Here is a 25863-nt window from a genome sequence, read left to right as displayed (position 1 = left end):
GATTCTATCAGGCGGTTGAGGCAACGCCGGATCTGCGGCCGCGGCCGTCGACCCGGCGGTCGATCCACTCCTGCAGTTCGTTCGAAAATTCGGGCGGCGCTATGCGGTAGACGACCGTCGCGATATCGGCGAGGGATTGGGCAGCCAGCGACTCCCGCATCGCCTTCTCCGCCCGCAGCATCACGGCGTGGATCGAGCAGGTGCCGGCCATCGCCCAGCCGGGCGGGCTGCCCCCGAACACGGCGCAGCGGCCGCGGATATCCTGACAATCGAACAGCGGTTTGCGGCCCTCGATCGCGTCTACGACCGCGAGGACGCTGATGTCTTCCGGCTTGCGGGCGAGCACATAGCCGCCGCGCACGCCTTCCGTCGCCCGGACGATCCCGGCCTTCTCCAGCTTGGCGAAGACCTTGGCCAGGAAGGTCGGCGACAGGCCCTGCAGGTCGGCGAGGTCACGGCAGCTCAGCGGAGTCTCGCCCTTGTCGATGAGCCAGAGCAGGCAGTGCATGCCGTATTCGACGCTGACAGTCATATGAGCCATAACTCGGACTCTAACAGTCCGAGTAACGAACCGCAACGGCAAACGCGGACAGATTCAGTCCAAGTTTATATCGAGCGCCCAGCGTACGCAGCCGCCTTTGCGTCAGCCGGTCGATCTCTTGCGGAAAACGGTGTGGATGGCCCCCAGGAAGAAATGATGGCTCTGGCCACGCGCCAGCCCCTCGCCGGCATGCGCCTGGGCTTTCTCGACACGCGCGGACAGGCTGAGGGCGAGATCCTCCGCCAGGGCGGGGCGGTTTTCGATCAGTGGACCAAAGGCGCTCTGATCGATCTCGTAGACGGTCACCCGGGTGAAGGCCTCCAGCGTGCAGGCCTCTCCCATGCCGGCCAGCAGCCCGGTCTCGCCGAAGAAGTCGCCGGGCGCGAGCCGGCCGGCCTCTCGACCTCCGCGGCGCATGACGACGATGCCGGCGCGGACGATCATCAATGAGGACAGCGCCTCTCCCTCGCGGATGATCACATCGCCCTTGCGATACTCCCGCGTGGCGGCCGTGTCGGCGAGCGCCTGTTTTTCCTCCGGCGTCAGCGCGGCGAAGATCGGCATCGCCTCGATCAGCTCCACCGGCGAAACCTGCGGCGGACGCGCCGTTTCCTCCGTGGGCAGATCCTGGGGGACGATCATGGCGTTCGGCGGCAGCGCCAGCAGCAACCCGGCCGCCTTGCAGTGGCGGTAGACGAGATCGAGGACCTCGTTCTTGGCCTTCGTCCGCTGCGCCGGGCTGGCCACCCGGAAGTTCAGCTCGAGCTCCAGCGCCGTCGCGTCCAACCCCCTCAATGCAACGCTCGGCGGCGGCTCCTTCAGGGTCGATTCCGAGCTGAGCAGGGCCGATTGCATCACGTCCGCGATGATCGCCGGCATCCGCGTCGGGGCGACGCGCAGGGTGAGCGACACCGAATGCGTCTCGTCGGGGCGGCTGACATTGGTGAGGCCCAGCCCAGCCAGGACGCTGTTCGGCAGCACGACGATGTTGTTCGAGCCGGTCAGGAGATGGGTCGAGCGCCAGGTGCTCTCGACCACCCGCCCCTCGGTACCGTCGCTGAGCACGATCCAGTCGCCGATCGTGAAGGGCCGGCCCAGCGTCATGGCGACGCCGGAAAAGACATCGCCCAGCGTGTTCTGCAGGGCGAGGCCGAGGATGATGGCGACGACGCCGGAGGTGGCGACCAGGGTGCCGATCGGGATGCCGAAGACGAAGGCCAGGACCGACAGGGCCACGCCGAGATAGACGGTGCCGACGATGAGATCCTGCAGCAGCCGCGCCTCGCGGGGGTGCCGATCGAGGACGAGATAGATCCGCACGAAGCCGATGAGCGCCCACGCGAGATGCACCCACCAGAGGAGCCGGGCGGAGACGACGAGCAGGGCGCCATCCTCCGCGGTCCGATGCCCTTCGAGGACGAAGGGGGAAACGTCGCTGCGTAGGAGGATCGCGGTCATCACCGCAAAGAAGACGATCTGCACCACGAGCCGGGTGGTCGACCGCTGACTCGGGATCAGGTACCAGACCAGGATCCCGGCGAGCCCGACCAGATCGAGATGCGCAAGCGGGGACGCCAAAAGCGCCGAGGCGGACATCTGATCCATCGCATGTCCTGTTCCGGCCAGCGACGGAAGAGCGGGATGCTCACGCCGGCCGACAGGCAAACCTACCCTGCGGCTGCGGCCCGGAACGATCCGACCGATGGAGAGGTCGGCCCATACCGCGGCATAGGTCGACCGGGCTTCGGTGCTGTTGTCAGCCCAGCCCCAGCAGTTGCCGGACCACCGGCACCAGCGCCTGGCCGATCGCCCGGGTGTTGGCGGCGTCGAGATGCACGCCATCGACCGGCGACGCCACTGCCACGGCCGCCGCATCGAAGAAGGCGCCTCCGCAGGACGCCGCGGCCTCCCGGTAGCGCGGCGCCAGCTTCTGCGATTCGGCGATGCTGCTGCCGCCAACCGGCTGCCAGTCGCCGCCCACGGCCTCGTCGAACAGCGGCGGCGCCACGATCAGCACCTGCAGGACGGCGGAGTCCCGCCCATAGGGATAGGCCCTGGCGATCTCGGCCAGCCGCTCGATCCCGGAGCCGGCGCCCGAGACGGTGCCGCAGAGATGCGGCTTCAGGTCGTTGGTGCCGAGCATGATGATGAGCAGGTCGAGGGGGTAATGGCTGCCGAGCAGCGTCGGCAGGATGCGCGCGCCGTTGCGGTCGGCAGCCGCCCCGTGATCGTCGAACATGGTGGTGCGCCCGCCGAGGCCTTCGGCAATCACCCGGGCCGATCCCTCCAGCCCGGCCTCGAGCACGCTGGGCCAGCGGTCCTCGAAGCGGTGGCGGCCGCCGCTCACGGGATCGGCGCCCCAGGTCAGGCTGTCGCCGAAGGCAAGGATGGTCTTTACGTCGCTCAAGCTCGTCTCTCCGTCAGCTGCCCGCGCCGGCCGCTCCAGCGACGAGACCACGCGCCGTCGCTCCCGGCGGTCGCGGGGTGACGTCTAGCACCGTCAATCCCCGGTGTCGTGTCCCCGAACGGGGCGGAACGTCTCCTTGGAGGAGGTGACAGTATACCCTCTTTATGGTCTGATGATTCGATCAGGGACGAGGCGCTCCGCGCCTCGATCTCCAGGACAATGACGGTCTCGTAGCCGGATCGACAGGGACGGACGCACCACCCATGCGGATCAGGGCAAAGAACAGCCTCGGCGGAGCGGAGCTCTCCCGGCTGCGTCGGCTTCAACCGCTCTGCCGCGAGGCCGGCCTTGACCCTCGCTGACGCCGGCATGACCGCGGTCGTCGAGCTTGCCGGTGTGTCCAAATCCTTCGCCGGGCTGGCGGTGCTCAAGGACATCAGCTTCGACGTGCGTCCCGGCGAGGTGCATGCCCTGCTCGGCGAGAACGGTGCCGGCAAGTCGACGCTGATCAAGATCCTCGCGGGCGTGCACCGGGCCGATGCCGGGGAACTGCGCGTCGACGGCAAGCCGGCGAGCTTCTCCTCACCGCGCGAGGCGCAGCAGGCCGGCATCGCCACGGTCTATCAGGAGCTGCTGCTGTTCCCCGAGCTCACGGTCGCCGAGAACATCTTCCTCGGCCATGCGCCGCGCCGATCCTGGGGCGGGCTCGACTGGGAGACGATGCGGATCAGGGCGCGCGAGCTGCTCGATTCCCTCGACAGCCACGACCTCGACGTCGACCTCCGGGTGGGCAGCCTTTCGGTCGCCAACCGCCAGCGGGTCGAGATCGCCAAGGCCCTGTCCTGGAATGCCCGCCTGGTCATCATGGACGAGCCGACGGCGGCGCTGGCGGACGCCGACGTCAAGCGGCTGATGGACGTGGTGCGCCGGCTGCGCGGCCAGGGCGTCGGCATCGTCTATGTCAGCCACCGCATGGCGGAGATCTTCGCCCTGGCCGACCGGGTCACCGTGCTGCGGGACGGCGCCCTGATCGGCACCCGGCCGATCGGCGAGGTCGACGAGAAGACGCTGGTGTCGATGATGGTCGGCCGCTCGATCGAGCAGCTGTTTCCGAAGGGCGAGGCAGCGATCGGGCGGACCATGCTCGAGCTGCGCAACGTCTCCTACAACACGACCGTGCAGGACATCTCGCTGTCGCTGCATGCCGGCGAGATCCTCGGCATCGCCGGGCTGGTCGGCTCGGGCCGCACCGAGCTGGCGCTCACCGTCTTCGGCATCACCCCGGCCACATCGGGGGAGATCCTGCTGGACGGCAAGCCGGTCGCGATCGGCGGGCCGGGCCAGGCCCGTGACCTGGGCATCGCCTATGTGCCGGAAGACCGAGGCCTGCAGGGCCTGATCCGGCCGCAGACGGTACGTGAGAACGTGTCGCTGGCCGTGCTCGGCCGGATCGCCAGGGCCTCCATCGTCGACCTTCGGCGCGAAGGCGCCCTCGCCCGCGACGCCATCAAGCGCTTCGGCATCCGCACCCGCGGGCCTGAGCAGGCGGTACGCCAGCTGTCCGGCGGCAACCAGCAGAAGGTGGTGCTGGCGAAATGGCTCGCCACCGAGCCGCGCATCCTGATCCTCGACGAGCCGACGCGCGGCATCGATGTCGGCGCCAAGGCCGAGGTGCACGCCCTGATCAGCGGGCTCGCCGCCCAGGGCCTCGCCATCCTGCTGATCTCGAGCGAGCTTCCCGAGGTGCTGGGCATGAGCGACCGTATCCTGGTCATGAGCGGCGGGCGCATCGCCGCCGCCTTCGACCGGGCGGAGGCGACGCCCGACGCGGTCGGCGCCGCCATGACGCGATCCGGCGACACGGCGGAGGCCGCCTGATGACGATGATCACGGCCGCGGCCCGCTCCTCGGCCCGGAGCGGACGGGTGGGCCGCTTCCTCGGAGCCTATGGCCAGGAGCTGGTCATCCTGGGCGCCCTGGTCGCGCTCTTCGTCGTGGTCGGCGCGGTCAACCCGCGCTTCCTGAGCAACACCAACCTGACCAGCATCTTCTCGAGCAACGCCTATATCGCGGTGGCCGCGCTCGGCATGTCCCTGGTGATCATCTCGGGCCATATCGATGTGTCGGTCGGCTCGCTGATCGGCGTGCTCGCCACGCTCTCGGGCACGCTGGCGGTCGGGGGCTATCCGGTCTGGGTCGCGTGGACCGCGCCGATCCTTGCCGGCGTGGTGGTCAACGCCTTCGTCGGCGGCCTGGTCGCCTATGCCCGTATCCCGTCGATCGTGGTGACGCTGGGCATGCTGTCGATCCTCAAGGGCGGCCTGATCAGCGTCACCGACGGCGCCTGGATCACCAACCTGCCGGCCGACTACCTGATCGCCCAGAAGCGCCTCCTCGGCCTGCCGCTCCCGATCTGGTTCATGGTCGTGCTGACGCTCCTGACCGCCTTCTGGATGCGCTACTCGGCCTTCGGGCGGTCGATCTACGCCGTCGGCGGCAATGCCGAGGCGGCGCGGGCGACCGGCATCCGGATCGAGACGACGACGGTCGCCGTCTTCGCCATCCACGGCGTCTTCGCCGGCATCACCGCCGTGCTGTTCGCGACCCAGTTGCAGGTCATCCAATCGACCGTTCCACCCAATCTCGAGCTCACGGTGATCACCGCCGCGGTCATCGGCGGGGTGTCGATCCTGGGTGGCATGGGCACGGTGATCGGCTCGACCCTCGCCGCCCTGCTGTTCGCCACCATCGGCTCGGCGCTGATCTTCCTCAACGTGTCGGCCTACTGGCTGCGCGCCGTGCTCGGCCTCCTCATCCTTGTCACGGTGCTCGCCGACATGGTGCGGCGCCGGCGCGTCGCGATCTGAGGAGGCGCCGGTGTCGCTGCGTTTCCTCCTCCGGCACGAGACGATCCTCGCCATCCTGGTCGCGATCGCCCTCGCCCTTCTGGCCACCCAGTCCGACCGCTTCTTCACCATCGACAACCTGCTGAACCAGGGCCGGCTGATGGCCGAGGTCGGGCTGGTGGCGCTGGCCATGACCTTCGTCATCGTCACCGGCGGCATCGACCTGTCGGTCGGATCGATCCTCGGGCTGTGCGCCATCCTGCTCGGCGTGTTCTGGAAGACCCTCGGCCTGCCGCTGCCCGCCGCGATGGCCCTGGCGCTGGTGGTCGGCGCCGTGGCGGGGCTGGTCAACGGCCTGATCATCACCCGCTTCCGGGTGCCGCCGCTGATCGCCACCCTGGCCACCCTCGCCCTCTATCGCGGCCTAGCCGAGGGCATCAGCCAGGCGCGATCGGTGCGCGGCTATCCGGACTGGTTCTTCGGCCTCGGCCAGGGCGAGGCGCTGGGCGTGCCCTCGCAGCTCTGGATCCTGCTGGTCGTCACGGTGGCCGCCGCGGTAATCCTCGGCCTCACCACCTTCGGCCGGTCGACCTATTCGGTCGGCGCCAACGAGACCGCCGCGCGCTTCTCGGGCATCGGCGTCGACCGCACCAAGCTCTTGATCTACACCGGCTCGGGGCTGATGGCGGGGCTCGCCGCCGTGGTCTTCGTGTCGCGCGTGTCGACCACGCGCTCGGACATGGGCACGGGGCTGGAGCTCGACGTCATCACCGCCGTCGTCCTCGGCGGCACCAGCATCTTCGGCGGGCGCGGCACGATCATCGGCACCGTGCTGGGCCTGATCCTGATGCAGGCCATCAAGAACGGCCTGTCCCTGGCCGGGGTGAAGGGCGACGGCACCATCGTCGTGATCGGCGTGGTGCTGATCCTCGCCATTCTCATCGGCAACCTGTTCCGCCGCGACGGCGACGGCTGATCAAGAAACGCGGGCCTCGCCGGATTCCGGCCCGCAAACAGTGGAGGAGATGGACATGAGGCGGACGACTTGGGCCCTGGCGTTCGGCGTACTGCTTGCCGCCGGTGCGGCGCGGGCGGATTCGGGCTGGACGGGCGGCGACGATTTGCCGACCAGCCCGCTGGCCTGCGACGGGACGGCCGCCGCGGCGGCGGCGAAGCCCTATGATGGCGGCACCCCGACCGGCGCGCCGGACCGCGCCGGCAAGAAGCTCACCGTGGTCGACATTCCGAAGCTGATCGGCATCGGCTATTTCAATGCGACGTCGAAGGGCATCGCCGACGCGGCCAAGGAGCTCGGCAACGTCAGCGCCAAGACGGACGGCCCGACCAAGGCCAATATCGACGAGCAGATCACCTTCATCGACAACACCATCACCAGCGGCGTCGACGGCATCCTGTTCGCCGCCAATGACCCCGTGGCCATCGCGCCGGTGCTGAAGAAGGCGCTGTCCAAGGGCATCAACGTCGTCGGCTACGACGCCAATTCGACGCCGGATGCCCGCCAGTGGTTCGTCAACCAGGCGGAATTCAACGGCATCGCCAAGTCGCTGATCGACAACCTGGCGAAGGAGATCGGCGAGGAAGGCTCCTTCGCCATCGTCACCTCGACCTTCACCACGCCGAACCAGGCGCGCTGGATCGCCGAGATGGCGGCCTATGCCGAGAAGTGCCATCCGAAGCTGAAATGGCTGGAGACGGTCGAGGCGCAGGAGGACAACATCCTGTCGTTCAACCAGGCGACGACGCTGATCAACAAGCATGGCGACGAACTCAAGGGCATCGTCGGCATGACCAGCGTAGCAACCCCGGCCTCAGCCGAGGCGGTCACCCAGGCCGGCAAATGCGGCCAGATCGCCGTGATCGGCCTGGCAACGCCCAACGCCATGAAGCCCTATGTGGCGAAGGACTGCGTCAAGTCGGTGGTGCTGTGGAACCCGGTCGATCTCGGCTATGCCGCCATGTACGTGCTGCGGGCTGCGGCCGACGGCACGCTCAAGCCGGGCGCGACCTCGGTGAAGGCCGGCAAGCTCGGCGACCTGCAGGTCGTCAACGGCAGCGAGATCCTGCTCGGAGCGCCCTTCGTCTTCACCAAGGAGAACATCGACAAGTTCGACTTCTGAGCCCAACGAGGCCATGAAAAGATCGTCATTGCGACCCCGGCCTTGAGCCGGGGGAAGCAATCCAGGGCAGCAAGAGCTGCGGCATGGATTGCTTTGTCGGCTTCGCCTCCTCGCAATGACGGTTCTTTCCTAGGAGAGAGGGACGAGTCCGATCACGAACCTGCTCGTCTCAACCCTTCCCGAGGCCAGTGAGATAGGCGCAGACCATGTCGGCCATGGCGTCGGCATAGGCCTCGACCTCCGCCGGAGTCCGGGGCGTTTCCGAGAACTGCTTCCCCACCGCGCTGAGCGTCGCCGTGATCAGGTCGCCCGCGAGCGCACGCGTCGCGTCTGAGGCCTCGGGCAGCGCCTCCCGCATGAAGATCTCGACGGTGCGGTGCCCCGACTTCTTCACCTCCCGCGCCTCCGGCGCATCACGATAGAGGGGAGCCGCATCGGCGAGCGCCATGCGCATCGCCGCCTCCTCGCATTCCGAACGGAGGAAGACGTGGACCAGGGTGCGCAGCCGCTCCGGCGGCGGTGATCGGCGGTCCTCGAGGATGGCACGCAGCAGATCGGTGGTCTGCCGCCATTCGTCGCTCTGCAGCCGGAACAGGATCGCCGCCTTGTTCGGGAAGTACTGATAGATCGACCCGACGCTGACTCCCGCCTTCTCGGCGACTCGCGCCGTGGTGAAGCGCTGCGCGCCTTCCTTCGCCAAAACCTGAACAGCAGCCTCCAGGATCGCGGCGACGAGATCGGCCGAACGAGCCTGCTGGGGCTGTTTTCGCAAGGAAATCCGGGCGTTTCGACGATCGGTCATGGCGGGCCGGGGCAACGCGAATAGGGAACCTGACGAATTAGTCGTATTTCTGGTCCGGCACAAGCAAACCCGACCGGAGACCGGTATGACCACCCTGACCACCACCCCGCTCGCCCCCCTGCTGGAGCGCCTGTTCGACGAGGCCGACGCGGCGTCGCCAGCGACGAGCCCCGACTTCGCCGACGTCTCCTCCGAGGAGCGAGCGCGCCTGATGCGGAGCAAGACCGACTATCTCGAGTTCTACGGGCGCCTGAAGGACTTTCCCCTCCCCGTCTCGCGCGAGACCGGCGTGTTGCTGTACATGCTGGCGCGCGGCTGCGGCGCGCGGGTGATCGTCGAGTTCGGGACCTCGTTCGGCATCTCGACCCTGCACCTCGCCGCGGCATTGCGCGACAATGGCGGCGGCCGCCTGATCACCAGCGAGTTCGAGCCGTCCAAGGTGGCGCGGGCTCGGGCGAACCTGACGGCCGGTGGTCTCGCCGACCTGGTGGAGATCCGGGTGGGCGACGCCCTGCAGACGCTGCGCCCCGACCTCCCCGACACGATCGACCTGCTGCTGCTGGACGGCGCCAAGGCGCTCTATCCCGAGATCCTGAGCCTGGTGGAGAGCCGCCTGAGGCCGGGCGCCTTCATCGTCGCCGACAACGCCGACTACAGCCCCGACTACCTGGCGCGGGTGCGTTCGCCCGCGAGCGGCTACCTGTCGGCGCCGTTCGGCGAGGATGTCGAGCTGTCGATGCGGATCGGCTGAGGCCGATCCGATCGGCCCGGCGGCTGGTCCGCGACCGCCGAACAGCGTCGATCCAGGCCGATGCATCGTGGCGAGAACGGGCTTGCCTGCCGGGTCGCGACCCGCTGAAATCCCTTCGATACGCCATCGTCGCGACGGCTGGCGCCGCGCCGCTTGGGCGAGCGGGAGGGGACCATGGCGAATCCTGTCGGGGTGCTGATCGTCGGTGCCGGACCGGTCGGGCTGACGCTGGCGGCCGAGCTGACCCGTTACGGCATTCCCGTGCGCATCGTCGACAAGGCCGCCACGCGGACCGACAAGTCGAAGGCGCTGGTGCTGTGGAGCCGCTCGCTGGAGCTGCTCGAGCGCGCCGGCGGCGTCGACCGCTTTCTCGCCGCGGGCATCAAGGCGCGTGGCGTCCGGATCTCGAACGGGCGGCAGACCATCGGCGAGGTCGGCTTCGACCAGATCGAGAGTCCGTATCCGTTTGCGCTGATGATCCCGCAGAACGAGACGGAGCGGCTGCTGGAGACCCGGCTGGAGGAATTGGGATGCCGGGTCGAGCGCCAGGTCGAGCTGCTGCGCTTCGAGGCCCGTGCGGACGGCATCACGGCGACCCTGCGCGACGCCGCCGGCCGCGAGGAGACCGTGGCGGCCGACTGGCTGATCGGCTGCGACGGCGCGCATTCGGCCGTGCGCCACGGGCTGGGCTTCGACTTCGCCGGCTCTACCCAGCCGAGCGACTGGGTGCTGGCCGATATGCGGCTCGACGGCCTCGGTGTGCCGGACAAGCTGGACATCTTCTGGCACCGGGACGGCATCCTGGCCTTCTTCCCGATCGGCGGCGACCGGTATCGCGTGGTCGCCGATCTTGGCCCCGCGGACGGCAGGGAACAGCGTCCCAGCCCGACTCTGGCGGAGGTGCAGGCCCTGGTCGACCAGCGCGGCCCGGGCGGCGTGCGGTTGCGTGACCCGATCTGGCTGTCCTCGTTCCGGATCAACGAGCGCAAGGTCAGGGACTACTCTGCCGGCCGCGTCTTTCTCGCCGGCGACGCCGCGCACATCCACAGCCCGGCGGGCGGCCAGGGCATGAACACCGGCATGCAGGACGCGTTCAACCTGGCCTGGAAGCTGGCCCTGGTGGCGAAGGGCGCGGCCCGCGCGTCGCTGCTCGACAGCTATTCGGTCGAGCGCAGCGCCGTCGGCGACCGCGTGCTGCGCACCGCCGGGCGGATGACCGATGTCGCGATCCTGCGCAACCCGGTGGCGCAGGCGGTGCGCAACGCCGCGGCCCGGATCGTGCTCGGCCTGTCGCAGGTGCAGCGCAGGATGTCGGACACGCTGACCGAGCTCGAGATCGCCTATCCCGACAGCCTCCTGTCGGTCACGACGACCCAGGCGCCGCACGGCCACGCGCTGCCGGCGGCGGGCGAGCGCTGGCTGCCGGTGGCGGGCGATCCGATCGGGTCCGGCGCGGCACCGCGCTTCGCCGTGGCGGGGCCTGGCGATGCTGCCGCCCTGCTCTCGGCGATATTTCCCGACCTCGTCGACACGCGGGCGCGTCCGGCGCCGTCGGAGGACGGGCTTTGGCTGATCCGGCCCGACGGCTATGTCGGACTGGTCGCCGGCCCGGACTGGCAAGTCCCGGCGGAACGCTATCTGGCGGCGATCGCCGCGGAGATCGGGCCGTGAAGCCGTTTCGGGCTAAGCCGGCACCATCGCCTCGATCTCGGCCTCCGGCAGGCCGACGGATGCCGCAGCCGCCCGGATGTCGCCCCAGGTCGCATCGTCGATCGGGATGCCTTTGGCAGCGCGGCGCCGGCGGGTCGCGGCCTCGACCTCGCCCGGCAGCAGCACCGGTGCCGCCGGATCGGCCGGCGGCGATCCCTTCACCCAATCGCAGAAACGCAGGATCTCCGCCGTATAGGCGGCGCGGTCCGGCAGCCGGCCGACGTCGATCGCGATGCTGGTCATGGTGTTCTCCAGCACCGTGACGCCGGGGGCGGTGCAGCCGCCGCCCGACAGCGCGCCGGACAGGATGTCGGTCAGGATGTTCAGCCCGGCGCCACGGTGGCCGCCGAAGGGCAGGATCGCGCCGCCGGCGTAGAAATCGGCCGGATCGATGGTCGGCTGCCCGGCCTTGTCGACGATGATGCCAGGCCCAACGGTCTCGCCCTTGTTCTTCGCCACCAGCAGCTTGCCCTCCGCGGTCATGGCGGTGGTGATGTCGAGCAGGATCGGGTCGCGGCTCTCGACCGGCACGCAGACCGCCATCGGGCTCGGCGACAGCCGCCGGTCGCTGCCGCCGAACGGCGTCACCATCAGCCCGAGGCCGGTGGTGTTGAGGAAATGCAGCGACACCAGGCCGTGCCCGGCCAGCCGCTCGGCCCAGTCACCCAGCCGGCCGAGATGGCCGGACCGGCGGATGGTAATCAGCGCGATGCCATGCGCCTTGGCGCGCTCGGCCAGCAGGTCGGTGGCCTGCTCGCCGATGGTCTGGCCGAAGCCGAACTGCCCGTCGACGACCAGCAGGCTGCCGCCGTCGAAGACCAGATCGGCGCTGCGGCCGGGCACGACCGTGCCGGCCCGCAGGAAATCGATGTAACGTTTGGTGCGGACCACACCGTGCGAGTCATGGCCGCACAGGTTGCTGTCGACGAGATGGCGGGCGATGCGCCCTGCCTCCTCCGCCCCGCAACCGCCCGCGGCGAAGATCCGCTCCACCACCTCGGTCAAGGGCCCGACCCCGATCCGCCGCATGACATCCTCCCCGCGCTGTTGCCTTGCTTTTGCCGGGCATTATAGCGCGGCGGCCGTCATCTGGCCGTTCCGTCCGCGTGCCGCACCAGGAACATCGGTCCGACGCGGATCCCGATGCGGCCCTCCTCGTCCCGGGCAGCGAGCTCCAGCGTCTCGCCCTCGTACAGGATTCCGTGCATGCGCCAGCTGCCGTCCGGCAGTTGCTCGCAGTCATGGGTACAGAAATACTCGATCAGGCATTTCAGGCGGCCGTCGGCGTAGAACAGATGCGTCGGGTTGAAGTCCGGGCCGTAGATTCCGAGATGCGGCGCCAGCTCGGCCGGCGCATCGGAATGCACGGTGTTGCGCCGGGTCCAGTCCTTGCCCTTCCAGCCGAGCACGCCGTCGGCGCTGAAGGTCAGGTCGAGATGCGGATAATCCGCCTCTTCCCCATAGATCCGGCCGTCGATGGTGAAGGCGTCGCCGCCGCGCCATTTCAGCTCCAGCGGCACGCCCTCGCCCATCAGGTACAGCCGGCCGTCCTTGGCCCGCAACTCCACGCTCTCGCTGCCGTCCGCGGCCTGGTAGAGGCCCGGCATCGCCGCCAGATGGGCCGCGGTCAGCGGCGGGTGCTTCGCCGGCGGCGCCGGGACCCGGCCCATCTGGCGGGATGCCAGGGCCAGCCGCAGCGCCCGCCCTGCCAGCCGGGTGCCGATCTGGTTGGTGAAATCGAGGGTGCTGAAGATCAGCGCTGCCAGCCCGGCCTGGGGCAGCGCCAGCAGCTGGGTGGCATAACCGTAGACCGCGCCGCCATGGCCGATCCAGGTCCAGCCGTCGAGATCGCCGACGCTGAAGCCGAGGCCATAGCCCTTGCTGCTGCTGTGGCCGGCCGCCGGCCGGCCTATCACCGTCCACATCTGCCTCAGGCCGGCGGGCGACACCACCGATCGCCCGTCCGGGGCGAAGCCGCCGCGCAGCATGCAGGTCGCGAACTTCGCCATGTCGGGCGCGGTCGAGACGATGGCGCCGGCCGGCGACCCGCCCAGGTCGAACACCGGCGTCGGGAAGTCGCGGTCGACATCCCACATCGAGGCCGGGGCCAGCCGGGCCCGCAACTCCGGCGCCAGGTCGGCGCTGCTCTCGGCCATGCCCAGCGGCTGGAAGATGTGGAGGGCGACGTAGTCGGCATAACCCATGCCGCTGACCCGCTCCAGCACCGCGCCCACAACGGCGATGGCGGCGTTGGAGTAGTGCACGATCCCGGCGCTGGGATCCTCCTTCAGCACCGAAGTCTTCAGCCCCTCGACCGTCACCGCCAAGCCCGGCCGCCGGTCGTCCAGGTAGTGGCCATCCTTCGGCTCGCGCACCAGGCCGGAGGTGTGGCTCATCAGCTTGCGCAGCGACACCTGGGCGCCGTACGGGCCGCTTTCACGCCCGGCGAACGGGTTCACCGGGCGGAAATCGGGGATGTAGGCGGACACGTCGGCGTCGATGTCTAGCAACCCCTTCTCGGCCAGCTGCATGATGCCGATCGCCGTGAACATCTTGGTCAGCGACCCGATCCGGAACAGCGACCGGTCGTCGAGCTGGTGGCCGAGATCCGGCCGCGCCACATGCCCGGTGGCCAGCAGGCCGTCGCGGTCGACCACGGCGTAGGAGATCGACGGGATCGCCTTGTCCCCGACCTCATGCGCGATGGCTTCCTCCAGGCCGGCGGCCAGGCTGTGGACGTCCATTCGGTGGTTCCCTCTCAGGTCCGGAGGCGGGGGTCGAGGATGTCGCGCAGCGCGTCGCCCAGCAGGCTCCAGGACAGCACGAACAGGAAGATCGCGGCCCCGGGGAAGGCCAGCGTGTACCAGTAGCGGAACGGGCTGTCGCCGCGGCCGACGATCCAGTTGCGGGAATAGCTGATGAGCTGGCCCCAATCGGCATAGCCCGGCTCGACACCGACGCCGAGGAAGCTGAGCGCCGAGGCGGTCAGCACCATCGACCCCGTCATCATCGTGGCCAGCACCAGCACCGGGAAGAACGCGTTCGGCAGGATGTGCCGCAGCAGCAGCCGGACGTCGCGCGTGCCGTAGGACCGCGCGGCCTTGACGTAGTCCAGCTCCTTCACCCGCAGGATCTCGCTGCGGATGACGCGGGCGTAGTTCATCCAGCCGAAGGCGGTCAGCGCGATCGTCATCGGCCCGATGCCCTTGCCCAGCAGCGTGGTCAGCACCATCGCCGCGATCAGGAACGGCACCGCCAGGAAGACGTCGACGACGCGCATCAGCACCTCGTCCACCATGCCGCCATAGAAGGCCGACACCGCCCCCACCACGCCGCCGATCAGCGTCGAGATCAGGACGACGCCGAGACCGATCTTGAAGGCGGTGCGGGTGCCCCAGACCAGGCCGTAATAGATGTCGAACTGCCCCTCGGTGGTGCCCAGCAGAGCGCGGGCCGAGGGCGGCTGCGGCGTGGCGCGGAAGCCGCTGCGCGGAATCTCGTAGGGCGAGGTCTGGTATGGCTCCGGCGGCGCGATCACCGGGGCCAGCGCGGCAACGGCGACAAAGCCGATCAGGACCAGGATACCCAGCAGCGACAGCGGGTTGCGCAGCAGATACGCGACGATCCTCATGCCAGCCTCACCCGCGGGTCCAACAGGGGGTACAGCAGGTCCACGATCAGGTTGAGGACCACCAGCACCAGCGCGAAATACAGGGCGAAGCCCAGCACGGCCGGAAAGTCCAGGTTGGCCGCTGCGTTCGCGGCGAACTGGCCGATGCCGTGATAGTCGAAGATCGTCTCGGTGATGACGACGCCGCCCAGCATCGCCGCCACCTCCATCCCCGCGACGGTGACCACCGGAAGCAGGGCGTTGCGCTGGGCGTGCCGGCTCTGCACCACCCGTTCGCTGAGGCCCTTGGCGCGGGCGGTGCGGACATAATCCTGGCGCAGCGATTCCAGCATCGAGGTGCGCATGACCCGGGTCATGGACGCCAGATTGACATAGCTGAGGGTCACCACCGGCAGCACCAGGTGGCGCAACGCGTCGAGGAAGATCGGCAGGTTGCCGTTCAGCACCGCGTCGATTGTGTTCAGCCCGGTCCACCGCCGGAAGCCGTCGCCCCCGACCTCGACCAGCGCCCATTGGCTGAGCCGCCCCGGCGGAAACCAGCCGAGCGAGCCATAGAACACCATCAGCATCAGCAGGCCGAAGACGAAGATCGGGAACGACCAGCCGAGCACGGTGAACAGGCGGATGCCGTGGTCGATCGGCTTGTTCAGGTGCACACCGGCCCGGCTGCCGAGCCAGATCGCGCCCAGGATGCCGGGCACGAAAGCGAAGATCACCAGCTCCAGCGTCGCCGGGAACAGTGAGACCAGCGCCTCGGCCACCGGCATCCGCGCCGTCTCCGACCAGCCGAGATTGCCCTGCAGGATGTTGCCGATCCAGCGGCCGTACTGCACATGGGCCGGGTCGTTCAGCCCGTATTTCTCGATCAGCGCCGCGACCTGGGCGGCGCCGCCCTTGAGCGCGTCCGGGCCGGGCACATAGGTCAGCATGCGCTGGGTCGGCGTCAGCATCATCTGCATCGCGAAGATCATCAGCGTCAGCGCGAAGAAGACGATCGGAATGAAGGACAGGCGTCGGATCGTGTAAGCCAGCATCGAAGGTCCCGGGCGGCAGGGGGCACGGACCGGGCGGGAGCGCCGGCCCGGCGCACCCTGCCCGGCTTGGCGATTACTGCTTTTCCTTCTTGGTGATCGGGTAGAAGTCCCACGCCCCGTAGACGATCATGTTGTGGACGTAGCCGTCGATCCAGTCGCGGGTGACGATGAAGCCGTAGTCCTCCCACAGGAACTGGGTGGTGGCGTAGTCGTAGCTCATCTCCTGCAGCTTGGCGTAGATCTTCTCCCGCTCCGCCGGGTCCACCATGGTCCAGGCCTGCTTCAGCAGCGGGTCGAACTTGTCCCGCATCAGCTCCTGGTAGCCCTTGCCGCTCATCCCCGCCACCAGGCCGGTGCTGGCCAGATAATAGGTGGCGGCGCCCAGTGGCCCGCCCGGATCGGAATAGTCCGGCCCCCAGCCCATATAGGCCATCGGCGCGCTGGGATCGCCCCCGCCATAGATCTTGTCGGCGAAGGTGGCCGACTGCAGCTCCTGGATCTTCAGCTTGAACTTGGGATTGATGCGCGCGAGGTTCTGCTGCAGCACCGACAGCGCCGCATGGGCCTCGGTCCGCCCCTGGGTCATGTAGGCGGTCATCTCGAAGCCGTTCTCCCAGAGCTGGCCGCCCCAGGCCTTCTTGAAGTGCTCCGCCGCCTTCTCCGGGTCATAGGTGTAGACCGGGCTGTCGGGCCGGTAGCCCATGATGCCGCGCACCGTGGGCCCGCGCAGTTGCACGGTCTTGCCGAGATGCACGTCGTCCAGCAGCAGTTGGTAGTCCTGGGCGTAGTTGAAGCCCTGGCGCACGTCGATGTCGCTGAAGAAGTCGGGCGGGATGCCCTTGCCGTCCAGCTTGCCGCTGCCGATCGCCGGATTGTCCACGGCGCTGACCGGCCACATGTAGAACAGCGACCGGCCGAACACCTTGGGCAGGCCCTCGACCACCTTGATGCCGGGCTTGGACCCCACCTCTTCCAGGAACTCAACCGGGGTCTGCACCACGTCGGCGTCGCCGGCCTCGAGCTGCAGCAGCCGGGTGGTCCATTCCGGCACGGACCGCAGCACCACGCGCTCCAGCTGTGCCGGGCCCTGCCAGTAGCCGTTGAACCGCTTCATGGTGACCTTCTTCTGGGACCGGTCCCAGTCCTCGACCATGAAGGGGCCGCTGCCGTTCTCGACCTGGAACAGCTTGTCGGTGCCCATCTCGGGCTTGTGGAACGGCTTCCAGGTGGCGGCACCGCCGTCCCAGTCGCCCTGGTCGCGCGCCCATTCGCGATCGATCACCGAGGTGGCGAAGGGCAACGCCATGATGCCGAGCGTGGCCGGGAACGGCGCATCCAGCACCAGCACCAGCTTGTCGCCGTCGACCTTGATCTTCTGCGCCAGAGCGTCATGCACCTTGGCCAGGCCGGCCTCGTTCACCTCGTCGAAGGTCTTGACCCCCGCCAGGTCCTTCGCCCAGGCCTCGATGTCCGGGTATTTGCCGGCGGTGATCATCTCGGTCACCGCATTGGCCATGAAGCTGTCGCCCTGCAGCACGGCGCGCATCAGCGAATATTGCACGTCCTCGGCCGTTAGCTCGCCATAGCCGGGGGCGATCGCCGCCTTCTCGGCATCGGTCAGATCATCATAGAGCTTCCAGGCGATGGCGCCGTCCGCGCCCTTCACCCCGACCTTGTGGGTGTGGACCCCCTTGCGGATCGGGAAGCTGTAGGTGACGGATCCGTCGGCGCCCGACTTGATCAGCCCGTTCTCCAGCGACGGCACCTCGGTCGACAGGGCCGGCACGAATTCCGAGATCTCGCTGCCCTTGTAGTTCAAGAGCCGCATATAGGTGTTGATCGACACATAGGTGTTGGCGGTGTCGGCCATATAGGCTGGGTCCAGCGTGCGGATGTCGTCTGTCCACAGATAGACCAGCGTGCCGGGGTTCTTCAGCTCGGCCTGCGCCGCGCCGGACAGGGCCAGCAAGGCGATGCCAAGGCTGGGGCCGATCCAACTCTTCATCGAGAAACCTCCTGTTTTGACGGGCGTTCGCCCTTATGGAGTCGCCTGGGAACGGCGATCTGACCGGCAGTGTGTCTTACACCTGACGATTAAACCATACCGAATACGCCCAATTTTCCGTCTTTCGGAAAACCTTTAGCGCATTGGAATATAACCTCAGGTCATACCGCTCAGGCTTCCGCGCGCACGAAATGCCGGTCGGACACCTGCTGCATCGGCAGGAACACCGGCTCGAAATCGGGCGGCCGCACCACGCTCGGGATCTCGTCCGCCATCAGCAGGCGGTTCTCCGGCCGCTCCCGCGGATTGGCGACCGGGACGGAGGACAGGAGCTTGCGGGTGTAGCTGTGCCGGGGGTTGCCGAAGACCTCGCGCCGGCTCCCGATCTCGACGATCTGGCCGAGATACATCACCGCCACGCGATGGGCCATCCGCTCCACCACCGCCATGTCGTGCGAGATGAACAGGACGGAGATCCCGGTTTCCGCCTGCAGGTCCATCAGCAGGTTGATGACCTGGGCCTGGATGGTGACGTCGAGCGACGCCACCGCCTCGTCCGCGATCACCAGCTTCGGCCGGGTGCTCAGCGCCCGGGCGATGCAGATGCGCTGGCGCTGGCCGCCGGAGAAGGCGTGCGGGTGGCGCCGCGCATGCTCGGGCGTCAGACCCACCCGCTGCAGCAGCTCGGCGACGCGCGTCCGCACCTCGGCGCGGGACAGGCCGCCATGGACCAGCATCGGGTCGGCGATCGCCTGCCCCACGGTCATGCGCGGGTTCAGCGAGCTGAAGGGGTCCTGGAACACCATCTGCACCCGGCGGCGCAGCGCCTGGATCTCGCGCGCCGGTTGCCCCAGCGTCTCGCGGCCCTCGAACCGGATCGAGCCGGAGACCGGCCGGTCCAGTTGCAGGATGCTGCGGCCGATGGTGGACTTGCCGCAGCCGCTTTCCCCGACCAGGGCCAGCGTCTCACCCGGAAAGATCTCGAACGACACGTTCTCGACCGCATGGACGCGGCCCGTCACCTTGCCGAAGATGCCCGACCGCAGGTCGAAGCGGGTGGTGAGTTTCTCGACCTCCAGGAGCGGGGCGCGGGTCATGCCGGCATCGCCCCGACGGTCGCAGTGTCCCGGGCCTCGACCAGGCCGGGGGCATCATTGGTCTCGACCAGCGGGAAGCGTTCGGGCTCATCCTTGTCGGCCATGCTGCCCAGGCGCGGCACCGCGGCCAGCAGCGCGCGGGTATAGGGGTTCAGCGGCGTCTCGAACACCTCGTAGACCGTTCCGGTTTCCACGATTTCCCCCTTCAGCATGACGCAGATGCGGTCCGCCATCTCTGCCACCACGCCCATGTCGTGGGTGATGAACAGCACGGACATCCCGATCTCGCGCTGCAGCGCCCGCACGAGGTCCAGGATCTGGGCCTGGATGGTGACGTCCAGGGCCGTGGTCGGCTCGTCCAGGATCATCAGCGACGGGCGGCAGCACAGCGCCATGGCGATCATCACCCGCTGGCGCATGCCGCCGGACAGGTGGTGCGGATACTGGTCCAGCCGCTTCTCCGCCTCCGGCACCCGCACCAGCTTCAGCGCGTTCAGCGCGATCGCACGGGCCTCCGCCGCGCTCTTGCCCTGATGCCGCATGATCGCCTCGCCGATCTGGAAACCGATGCTGAACACCGGGTTCAGGCTGGCCATCGGGTCCTGGAACACCATCGAGATGTCGGATCCCCGCACATTCTGCATCCGCTTCTGCGGCAGCCGGGCCAGGTCGACCACCTCTCCCCCCGCCAGGCGCATGCGGACCGACCCGCCGACCAGCCTGGCGCCGTCATATTCGGCCAGCCGCATGATGGTCATCGCGGTGACCGACTTGCCGCTGCCCGATTCCCCGACGAGTGCCAGCGTCTCGCCCCGCTTGATGTGGAACGAGATGCCCTTGACGGCGTGCAGGGTCTCGCCCCGGCCGAGGGAGAACGACACCTGGAGATTCTCGACCTCAAGCACGCGATCGTCATTCACGGGCGGGCTCCGATACTGGGCAAGAACAAAATTTCCTATCCGCTAAAAAGTACCGTATGCAACAATCGGCTTAGATCGCAAGCCCCAATGAACAAGCCGGGAGGAAGCAATGCGTCTCTACATCTCCGCCGACATCGAAGGCATCGTCGGCGTCGTCACCCGCGACCATACGAGCCCCGAAGGCTTCGAATACGACCGGGCGCGCGACTGGATGACCGACACCGTGGTCGCCGCCTGCGAGGCCGCGCAGGAGGCCGGGGTGACCGGGATCGTGATCAGCGATTCCCACGGCAACGGCGAGAGCCTGAAGATCGACAAGCTGCCGGAGAATGTGCAGCTGGTGCGCAGCTGGCCACGGCCCCTGACCATGATGCAGGGGATTGAGGTCGGAGAGTTCGCCGGCGCCCTGCTGATCGGCTACCACGCCGGCGGCAGCAACCCCTCCGGCGTGCTGGCGCACACGCTGAGCGGCGGCTCCTTCCAGGAGGTGCGGGTCAACGGCCAGGTGCTGAACGAGGCCGGGCTGAACGCCGCCATCGCCGGCCATTACGGCGTGCCGGTGATCTATGCCTCGGGCGACGACGTGGCGACGGCGGAAATCCGCGACATCCTCGGCGACATCGAGACGACGACGGTGAAATGGGCATATGGCACGCGCTCCGCCCGCACCTTGATGCCCGCGGCGGCCCATGCGGCGGTCCGGGCCGGGGTGAAGCGGTCGATCGCCCGAATCGGCGAGGCCAAACCGTTTCGGCTGAAGGGCCCCCTCGCACTCGAGGTCCGCTTCCGCGACCGCCTGAAGGTGGAGCACCTGGCCTATCTGCGCTTCATCACCCAGATCGACACCTACACCATCCGCTACGAGGCGGAGGATGCCATCGACATGTCGAAATTCCTGATGTTCCTGCTCGGCTGAAGCTCCACGGCAACGATGCAGCCCAGCGTGCCCGGCCTCGTGGCCGGGCACGGGTCAGATCGTGAACAGCGAGCGCAGCGTTCCTTCCAGGTCGGGATCGGGGCTGGAGCAGACGGCCAGCACCGTGGCGTCGCCCTCGCCCACCGAGATGTAGGCATGGCCCATGGTGCTGTCGATGTAGATGCTGCCGCCCTTCTCCAGCCGCACCGGAGAATAGTGGTCGGTATGCACCTCGATCGCCCCTTCCAGGACGTAGATGAACTCCTCCCCCGAATGGCGGATCAGTGGGCCGAACTCGGCGATGTCGCGGGTCTTCACCCGGCCGATCTCCGGCACCATTCGCTTCCGCTGCAGCTCGGTGCAGAGATACAGGTAGTCGTAGTTCTGGGTGATCTGCAGCAGCCCCTCGCCCGGCTGGCTGATCGACCGCCGGGCCAGGGCCGCCCCCGATCCCGCCGGCGGCGCCAGCAGCTCGGCCAGGTTGATGCCCAGCCCCTCGCTGATCTGCAGCAGCTTGTCGTAGGTCAGCGACATCTGGTCGTTCTCGACCTTCGACAGGGTCGATACCGCGACCCCGGTCCGCCGGTTGACGTCCTGCAGCGTCCAGCCGTGCCGGCGCCGCAGCGCCTTCAGGCATTCCCCGAGCTTGGGCTGATTGGACGACATGCGCGGACCCGGCCGATGGTTGGTCGATCACCCTATGTCGAGTGAGGCCTTATCGCAACAACCACGAATTTTCCGATACGATAAACTATTTGACATAAACACTATCGCCTCACAATCTTTGGCCAAATAGGGAGCTGCCGGATGGATGTCGTCGACATCGCCGTGATCGGGGGAGGCATCGCCGGCGCGTCGCTGGCCCAGGCCGTCGCGGACGGCTGCCGGGTGCTGCTGCTCGAGCGCGAGAGCCAGGCCGGCTATCACTCCAGCGGCCGCTCCGCCGCCCTGTTCTCCGAGACCTATGGCAATGCCGTGGTGCGCGCCCTGTCGACCGGCAGCCGCGATTTCCTGCAGGCTCCGCCGGAGGATTTCGACGGCTTTGTCCTGACCCGCCCACGCGGCGCCATGCATGTCGGCCGGCTGGGCCAGGAGGCGGCGATCCGCGGCCGGGCAGAGGCGCTGGCGGCCCTGGTTCCGAGCGTGCGCGAGCTCGGCGCCGCCGATACCGTGTCCCGGTTTCCGGTGCTGCACCGGGTCGGCGGCGCGGTGTTCGAGCCGGAAGCGCTGGATCTCGACACCAACGGAATGCTGCAGGGGTCGCTGCGCGGCCTGCGCCGGCGCGGCGGCGAGGTCCGCACCGGGGCCGAGGTCACGGCGCTGGCGCCGCTGCCCGGCGGCGGCTGGAGGATCGAGACCACGGCTGGCGCGGTCGAGGCCGGCGTCGTGGTCAATGCCGCCGGGTCCTGGGCCGATACGATCGCGGCGCTGGCCGGGGTCGCCCCGGTCGGGCTGGTGCCGAAGCGGCGCACCGCCTTCCTGTTCGACGCGCCGGGCCATGCGGTCGACGGCTGGCCGATGGTGGTCGACCTGGACGAGACCTTCTACATCAAGCCGGACGCCGGCAAGCTGCTGGGCTCCCCCGCCGACGAGACGCCGAGCCCACCCTGCGACGCGCAGCCGGAGGAGATCGACGTCGCCGTCGCGGTCGACCGGATCGAGGCCGCGACCACGCTGCAGATCCGGCGCCTGACCCATCGCTGGGCCGGGCTGCGCAGCTTCGTCGCCGACAAGACGCCGGTGCTGGGCTTCGACCCCGACGCGCCAGGCTTCTTCTGGTGCGCCGGCCAGGGCGGCTACGGCTTCCAGACCGCGCCGGCCATGGCCCGGCTGGGGGCGGCGCTGCTGCGCGGCGACCCGGTGCCCGAGGACCTCGCCCGGCTGGGCGTCACCACCGCTGTCCTCGCCCCCGGCCGGTTCCGCGCCGGCCTCGAACCGACGGAGCCGCATCCGTGAAGATCTTCATCGCCGCCCTGGTCACCGAGACCAACACCTACTCGCCGCTGCCGACCGGCGCCGCCAGCTTCTATGCGCCGGAGACCTATCGGCGGCGCGACGCCAGCCTGGACGACACCATGGCCGAGACGATCTGCCAGAAGACCTGGCGCCGGCTGGCCGATCGCGACGGGCATGAGGTGGTCGAGAGCGTCACCGCCATCGCCCAGCCGGCCGGTCGCACCATCCGGTCGCTGTACGAGAGCCTGCGCGACGACATCCTCGAGGATCTGCGGCAGGCTGGTCCGGTGGACGTCGTGCTGCTGCTGATGCACGGCGCGATGGTGGCGGACGGCTATGACGATTGCGAGGGCGACGCGGCCGAGCGGGTGCGCGCCATCGTCGGCCCGGATGTGCCGGTCGGCATGGAGCTGGACCTGCATTGCCACCTGACCGACCGGATGGTGGAGGCCTGTACCGCGATCATCGGCTTCAAGGAATACCCGCACACCGACATGGAGCCGCGGGCGGTCGAGCTGTACCAGCTGTGCCTGCGCGCCCAGCGCGGCGAGATCCGGCCGGTGATGGCGCTGCACGATTGCCGCATGATCGGCATGTGGCGCACCCCGGTCGAGCCGATGCGCGGCTTCGTCGACCGGATGCAGGCGCTGGAGGGGCGCGACAGCATCCTGTCGGTCACCTTCGGCCACGGCTTCCCTTGGGGCGATGTCGAGGATGTCGGCGCCCGGATGCTGGTGGTGGCCGACGGCGACCGCGACCGCGCCCGCCGGGTGGCCGAGGATCTGAGTCGGGAGATCTGGGACCTGCGCCACGCCACGGCGACGCCGCACGACACGGTGGACGAGGCGCTGGACCATGCGCTGGCGGCGCCGCGCGGCCCGGTGGTGCTGGCCGATGTCGCCGACAATGCCGGCGGCGGCGCGCCCGGCGACAGCACCTTCATCCTGCGCCGGATCGTCGACCGCGGCATCGGCGACGTGGTCAGCGGCTGCTACTGGGACCCGCAGGCGGTGGCGCTGTGCGAGGAGGCCGGCGAGGGTGCCGTCTTCGACCTGCGCATCGGCGGCAAATGCGGCCCGGCCTCGGGCGACCCGGTCGACCTGCGGGTCACGGTCAAGCGCGTGCTGCCAGAGCTGCGCCAGACCGGGCTGAGCGAGGACTGGTCGCCGCTGGGCCGCGGCGTCTGGGTGAAGGCGGCCAATGAGGTCGACCTGGTGCTGGTGACCCTGCGCAGCCAGACCTTCGCGCCCGACGCCTTCAGCGCCTTCGGTATCGACCCGGCCCGCAAGGCGATCGTGGTGGTGAAGTCGACCCAGCATTTCCACGCCGGCTTTGCCCCGATCGCCGCCGAGATCCGCTACGTCACCACGCCGGGGGCGATCCCGCCCAGCTTCGGTGATATCCCCTATACCAAGCGCCGGCTGCCGTTCTGGCCGCGCGTGGAAAATCCCTTCGCCTGATATCCGGGAGGACGCCATGAGCCAAGACAGCCCCCTGCCCCCGGACCTCGGCGCCCGGATCGACGCGCTGTTCGCGCGCTGGGCAGGGCCGGAATCGCCCGGCGCCGCGGTCTGCGTCACCCTGCACGGGCGCGAGATCCATCGCGGCTGCTACGGCATGGCCGACATTGCCCATGGCGTGCCGATCGACGAGCGCACCGTCATCCGCATCGGGTCGCAGACCAAGCAGTTCACCGTGCTGCTGGCGCTGATGCTGGAGGCCGAGGGCAGGTTGTCGATGGAGGACGACGTCCGCCGCCACCTGCCCTGGCTGCCGGAATATCCGGAGACGGTGACGCTGCGCCACCTGGCCGCGAATGTCGGAGGCTTGCGGGATTTCCTGGAGATCATGATCCTGGGCGGGCTGCCGATCTCGGCGCCCTCCACCCGCGCCTGGGCGCGCCGGATCATCGGCGGGCACCGCGGCGTGAACTTCCGGCCCGGCACCGACCTGATCTACTGCAACACCGGCTTCTTCCTGCTGTCGGAGATCATCGAGCAGGTCTCGGGCAAGACCTTCAACCAGCTGCTGGAGGAGCGCATCACTGGGCCGCTGGGCATGCGCGACACCCGGCTGATGCCCCGGGATTCGCAGATCCTGCCGCGGCTGGCGGACCATCATACCCGCGGGTCGGACGGCGGCTGGCACAAGGCGCAATGGGGCACGGTGCTGGGCGGCGAAGGCGGCATGGTCTCGACCCTCGAGGACATGAAGGTCTGGCTGGCCAATCTCGACGCGCCGAAGGTCGGCACGCCGGAGATGATCGCCCGGATGTCGGCGCCCGGCGCGGTGATCGACGGCCTCCCCTCGCCCTACGGCCTCGGCCTCGTCACCTGCCGCTACCGTGGCCTGGCCAGCATCGGCCATGGTGGCGGCGTCGCCGGCGGCCGCTCGGAATCGGTGCGCTTCCCGGAGGCCGGGATCGGCATCGTCATCCTCGGCAACACCGACGACATGGGCCCGTTCTCCCTGGCCCGCCGGATCCTGGACGTGGTGCAGGGTGAGGAGGTGGGGCCGCAGCGGACGCAAGCGGCGACCGAGCGGCTGAAGCGGGCGGTCGGCCTGTACCGGGCCGAGGGCGGCGATGACGTGTTCGGCTTGGCCATGAAGGACGGGCAGCCGGTCTTCATCAGCAACGGCAACGGCGGCATACCGATCGAGCAGGTCGGCGACGGCACCTTCGTGCCGGAGCGAGGCATCGTGCCGCTGGAGTTCACGCCGCGCGACGACGGCGACATGGACACAAGCTGGTTCGGCCGCCCGCGGCGCTTCCGCCGCCTGTCCGACACCGCCCTGCCGGCCCGGCCCGGCCTGGCCGGCCGCTACGCCGACGCCGCCACCGGCTTCGTGGCCGAGATCGGCGAGGAGGAGGGCGAGACGGTGTTGCGCCTGCGCACCCCGCACGGCGTATGGGAATCGGCGCTGGAGGCCCGCGCCCCGGACCTGCATCTGGCACTGTCGCGCAGGGTTCTCGCCGATACCCCGCCCGCGGCGATCGAGGCGGGCGGCTGGGAGTTCACGGTCCGCCTCGTGGCCGGCGGCATCGTGCTGAACGACGACCGCACCAAGCATCTGCTGCTGGCCCGCGCGCCCTGAGGACTGGGAGCTC

General features: G+C 68.8%; 22 protein-coding genes. 10 read left to right on the top strand and 12 right to left on the bottom strand.

Features of this window, described 5'->3' with window-relative positions; translation table 11 throughout:
- Window positions 1-7: 7 nt before the first annotated feature.
- The 3 genes from AB4Z01_RS11425 to AB4Z01_RS11415 all read right to left on the bottom strand — a co-directional run bounded on the left by AB4Z01_RS11425 (window position 8) and on the right by AB4Z01_RS11415 (window position 2948).
- Complete coding sequence (locus tag AB4Z01_RS11425; protein WP_441693529.1) at window positions 8-532, bottom strand: RrF2 family transcriptional regulator; 525 nt, start codon at window positions 530-532, stop codon at window positions 8-10.
- A gap of 111 nt (window positions 533-643) precedes the next feature.
- The gene (locus tag AB4Z01_RS11420; protein WP_441693527.1) at window positions 644-2146 is read right to left on the bottom strand and encodes a mechanosensitive ion channel family protein; all 1503 of its coding nucleotides are present in this window, start codon (window positions 2144-2146) and stop codon (window positions 644-646) included.
- Window positions 2147-2297: 151 nt separating this feature from the next.
- Window positions 2298-2948: an SGNH/GDSL hydrolase family protein gene (locus tag AB4Z01_RS11415; RefSeq protein ID WP_441693525.1), complete on the bottom strand. Its 651-nt coding sequence runs from the start codon at window positions 2946-2948 to the stop codon at window positions 2298-2300.
- A 348-nt stretch (window positions 2949-3296) separates the two neighbouring features.
- Between AB4Z01_RS11415 and AB4Z01_RS11410 the strand changes: the two genes are divergently transcribed.
- Genes AB4Z01_RS11410 through AB4Z01_RS11395 form a run of 4 tightly spaced genes read left to right on the top strand, consistent with a single transcriptional unit; the run spans window position 3297 to window position 7932 of the window.
- Entirely contained in the window at window positions 3297-4826 is a 1530-nt protein-coding gene (locus AB4Z01_RS11410; RefSeq protein ID WP_441693523.1) for a sugar ABC transporter ATP-binding protein, read from the top strand.
- On the top strand, window positions 4826-5815 hold the full coding sequence (locus tag AB4Z01_RS11405) for an ABC transporter permease (protein ID WP_441693522.1): 990 nt from the start codon (window positions 4826-4828) through the stop codon (window positions 5813-5815). The genes AB4Z01_RS11410 and AB4Z01_RS11405 overlap by 1 nt, the downstream gene beginning before the upstream one ends.
- A gap of 10 nt (window positions 5816-5825) precedes the next feature.
- Entirely contained in the window at window positions 5826-6770 is a 945-nt protein-coding gene (locus AB4Z01_RS11400) for an ABC transporter permease (protein WP_441693520.1), read from the top strand.
- Between the two features lie 55 nt (window positions 6771-6825).
- A complete protein-coding gene (locus AB4Z01_RS11395) occupies window positions 6826-7932 on the top strand; it encodes an autoinducer 2 ABC transporter substrate-binding protein (protein WP_441693518.1) in 1107 nt (368 codons plus the stop codon).
- A gap of 169 nt (window positions 7933-8101) precedes the next feature.
- Here the strand turns inward: AB4Z01_RS11395 and AB4Z01_RS11390 are convergent, their stop codons facing one another.
- Window positions 8102-8749 (bottom strand): TetR family transcriptional regulator, encoded by a 648-nt coding sequence (locus tag AB4Z01_RS11390; protein ID WP_441693516.1) that lies wholly within the window; start codon window positions 8747-8749, stop codon window positions 8102-8104.
- Between the two features lie 70 nt (window positions 8750-8819).
- Here AB4Z01_RS11390 and AB4Z01_RS11385 point away from each other — a divergent pair, with 70 nt between their 5' ends.
- Both AB4Z01_RS11385 and AB4Z01_RS11380 read left to right on the top strand, forming a co-directional pair.
- Window positions 8820-9485: an O-methyltransferase gene (locus AB4Z01_RS11385; protein ID WP_441693514.1), complete on the top strand. Its 666-nt coding sequence runs from the start codon at window positions 8820-8822 to the stop codon at window positions 9483-9485.
- A gap of 174 nt (window positions 9486-9659) precedes the next feature.
- A complete protein-coding gene (locus AB4Z01_RS11380) occupies window positions 9660-11156 on the top strand; it encodes an FAD-dependent monooxygenase (RefSeq protein ID WP_441693512.1) in 1497 nt (498 codons plus the stop codon).
- Between the two features lie 12 nt (window positions 11157-11168).
- Here AB4Z01_RS11380 and AB4Z01_RS11375 read toward each other — a convergent pair whose 3' ends face one another.
- The 7 genes from AB4Z01_RS11375 to AB4Z01_RS11345 form a co-directional block, all read right to left on the bottom strand.
- Window positions 11169-12224, bottom strand: coding sequence for an Ldh family oxidoreductase (locus AB4Z01_RS11375; protein WP_441693511.1), 1056 nt, complete (start codon window positions 12222-12224; stop codon window positions 11169-11171).
- Window positions 12225-12280: 56 nt separating this feature from the next.
- Complete coding sequence (locus AB4Z01_RS11370) at window positions 12281-13939, bottom strand: serine hydrolase domain-containing protein (RefSeq protein ID WP_441693509.1); 1659 nt, start codon at window positions 13937-13939, stop codon at window positions 12281-12283.
- A gap of 14 nt (window positions 13940-13953) precedes the next feature.
- Window positions 13954-14826: an ABC transporter permease gene (locus tag AB4Z01_RS11365; protein WP_441693507.1), complete on the bottom strand. Its 873-nt coding sequence runs from the start codon at window positions 14824-14826 to the stop codon at window positions 13954-13956.
- Window positions 14823-15860 carry an ABC transporter permease gene (locus tag AB4Z01_RS11360; protein ID WP_441693505.1) on the bottom strand — a complete coding sequence of 346 codons (1038 nt, stop codon included), beginning with the start codon at window positions 15858-15860 and terminating at the stop codon, window positions 14823-14825. Before AB4Z01_RS11360 ends, AB4Z01_RS11365 begins: the two co-directional genes overlap by 4 nt.
- 73 nt (window positions 15861-15933) lie before the next feature.
- Window positions 15934-17865, bottom strand: a complete 1932-nt coding sequence (locus AB4Z01_RS11355; protein ID WP_441693503.1) for an ABC transporter substrate-binding protein — start codon at window positions 17863-17865, stop codon at window positions 15934-15936.
- 170 nt (window positions 17866-18035) lie between these two features.
- Entirely contained in the window at window positions 18036-18962 is a 927-nt protein-coding gene (locus AB4Z01_RS11350) for an ABC transporter ATP-binding protein (protein WP_441693501.1), read from the bottom strand.
- On the bottom strand, window positions 18959-19882 hold the full coding sequence (locus AB4Z01_RS11345; protein ID WP_441693499.1) for an ABC transporter ATP-binding protein: 924 nt from the start codon (window positions 19880-19882) through the stop codon (window positions 18959-18961). Before AB4Z01_RS11345 ends, AB4Z01_RS11350 begins: the two co-directional genes overlap by 4 nt.
- 109 nt (window positions 19883-19991) lie before the next feature.
- On the opposite strand from AB4Z01_RS11345, the gene AB4Z01_RS11340 reads away from it, so the two are divergent.
- Window positions 19992-20798 carry a M55 family metallopeptidase gene (locus tag AB4Z01_RS11340; protein ID WP_441693497.1) on the top strand — a complete coding sequence of 269 codons (807 nt, stop codon included), beginning with the start codon at window positions 19992-19994 and terminating at the stop codon, window positions 20796-20798.
- A gap of 54 nt (window positions 20799-20852) precedes the next feature.
- Here AB4Z01_RS11340 and AB4Z01_RS11335 read toward each other — a convergent pair whose 3' ends face one another.
- Window positions 20853-21464 carry a helix-turn-helix domain-containing protein gene (locus tag AB4Z01_RS11335; protein WP_441693495.1) on the bottom strand — a complete coding sequence of 204 codons (612 nt, stop codon included), beginning with the start codon at window positions 21462-21464 and terminating at the stop codon, window positions 20853-20855.
- Between the two features lie 141 nt (window positions 21465-21605).
- Between AB4Z01_RS11335 and AB4Z01_RS11330 the strand changes: the two genes are divergently transcribed.
- From AB4Z01_RS11330 to AB4Z01_RS11320, 3 genes are read left to right on the top strand one after another with little or no spacing between them, the layout of a single operon-like run.
- Complete coding sequence (locus AB4Z01_RS11330) at window positions 21606-22754, top strand: NAD(P)/FAD-dependent oxidoreductase (RefSeq protein ID WP_441693493.1); 1149 nt, start codon at window positions 21606-21608, stop codon at window positions 22752-22754.
- Window positions 22751-24214, top strand: a complete 1464-nt coding sequence (locus AB4Z01_RS11325) for a M81 family metallopeptidase (protein ID WP_441693491.1) — start codon at window positions 22751-22753, stop codon at window positions 24212-24214. Before AB4Z01_RS11330 ends, AB4Z01_RS11325 begins: the two co-directional genes overlap by 4 nt.
- A 16-nt stretch (window positions 24215-24230) precedes the next feature.
- Window positions 24231-25850, top strand: coding sequence for a serine hydrolase domain-containing protein (locus tag AB4Z01_RS11320; protein ID WP_441693489.1), 1620 nt, complete (start codon window positions 24231-24233; stop codon window positions 25848-25850).
- Window positions 25851-25863 lie beyond the last annotated feature (13 nt).

Source organism: Inquilinus sp. YAF38, assembly GCF_052113205.1.
GTDB lineage: Bacteria > Pseudomonadota > Alphaproteobacteria > DSM-16000 > Inquilinaceae > Inquilinus.
Note: the sequence above shows the minus strand (reverse complement) of the source record. Positions and strands in the feature narration are given on the sequence as shown.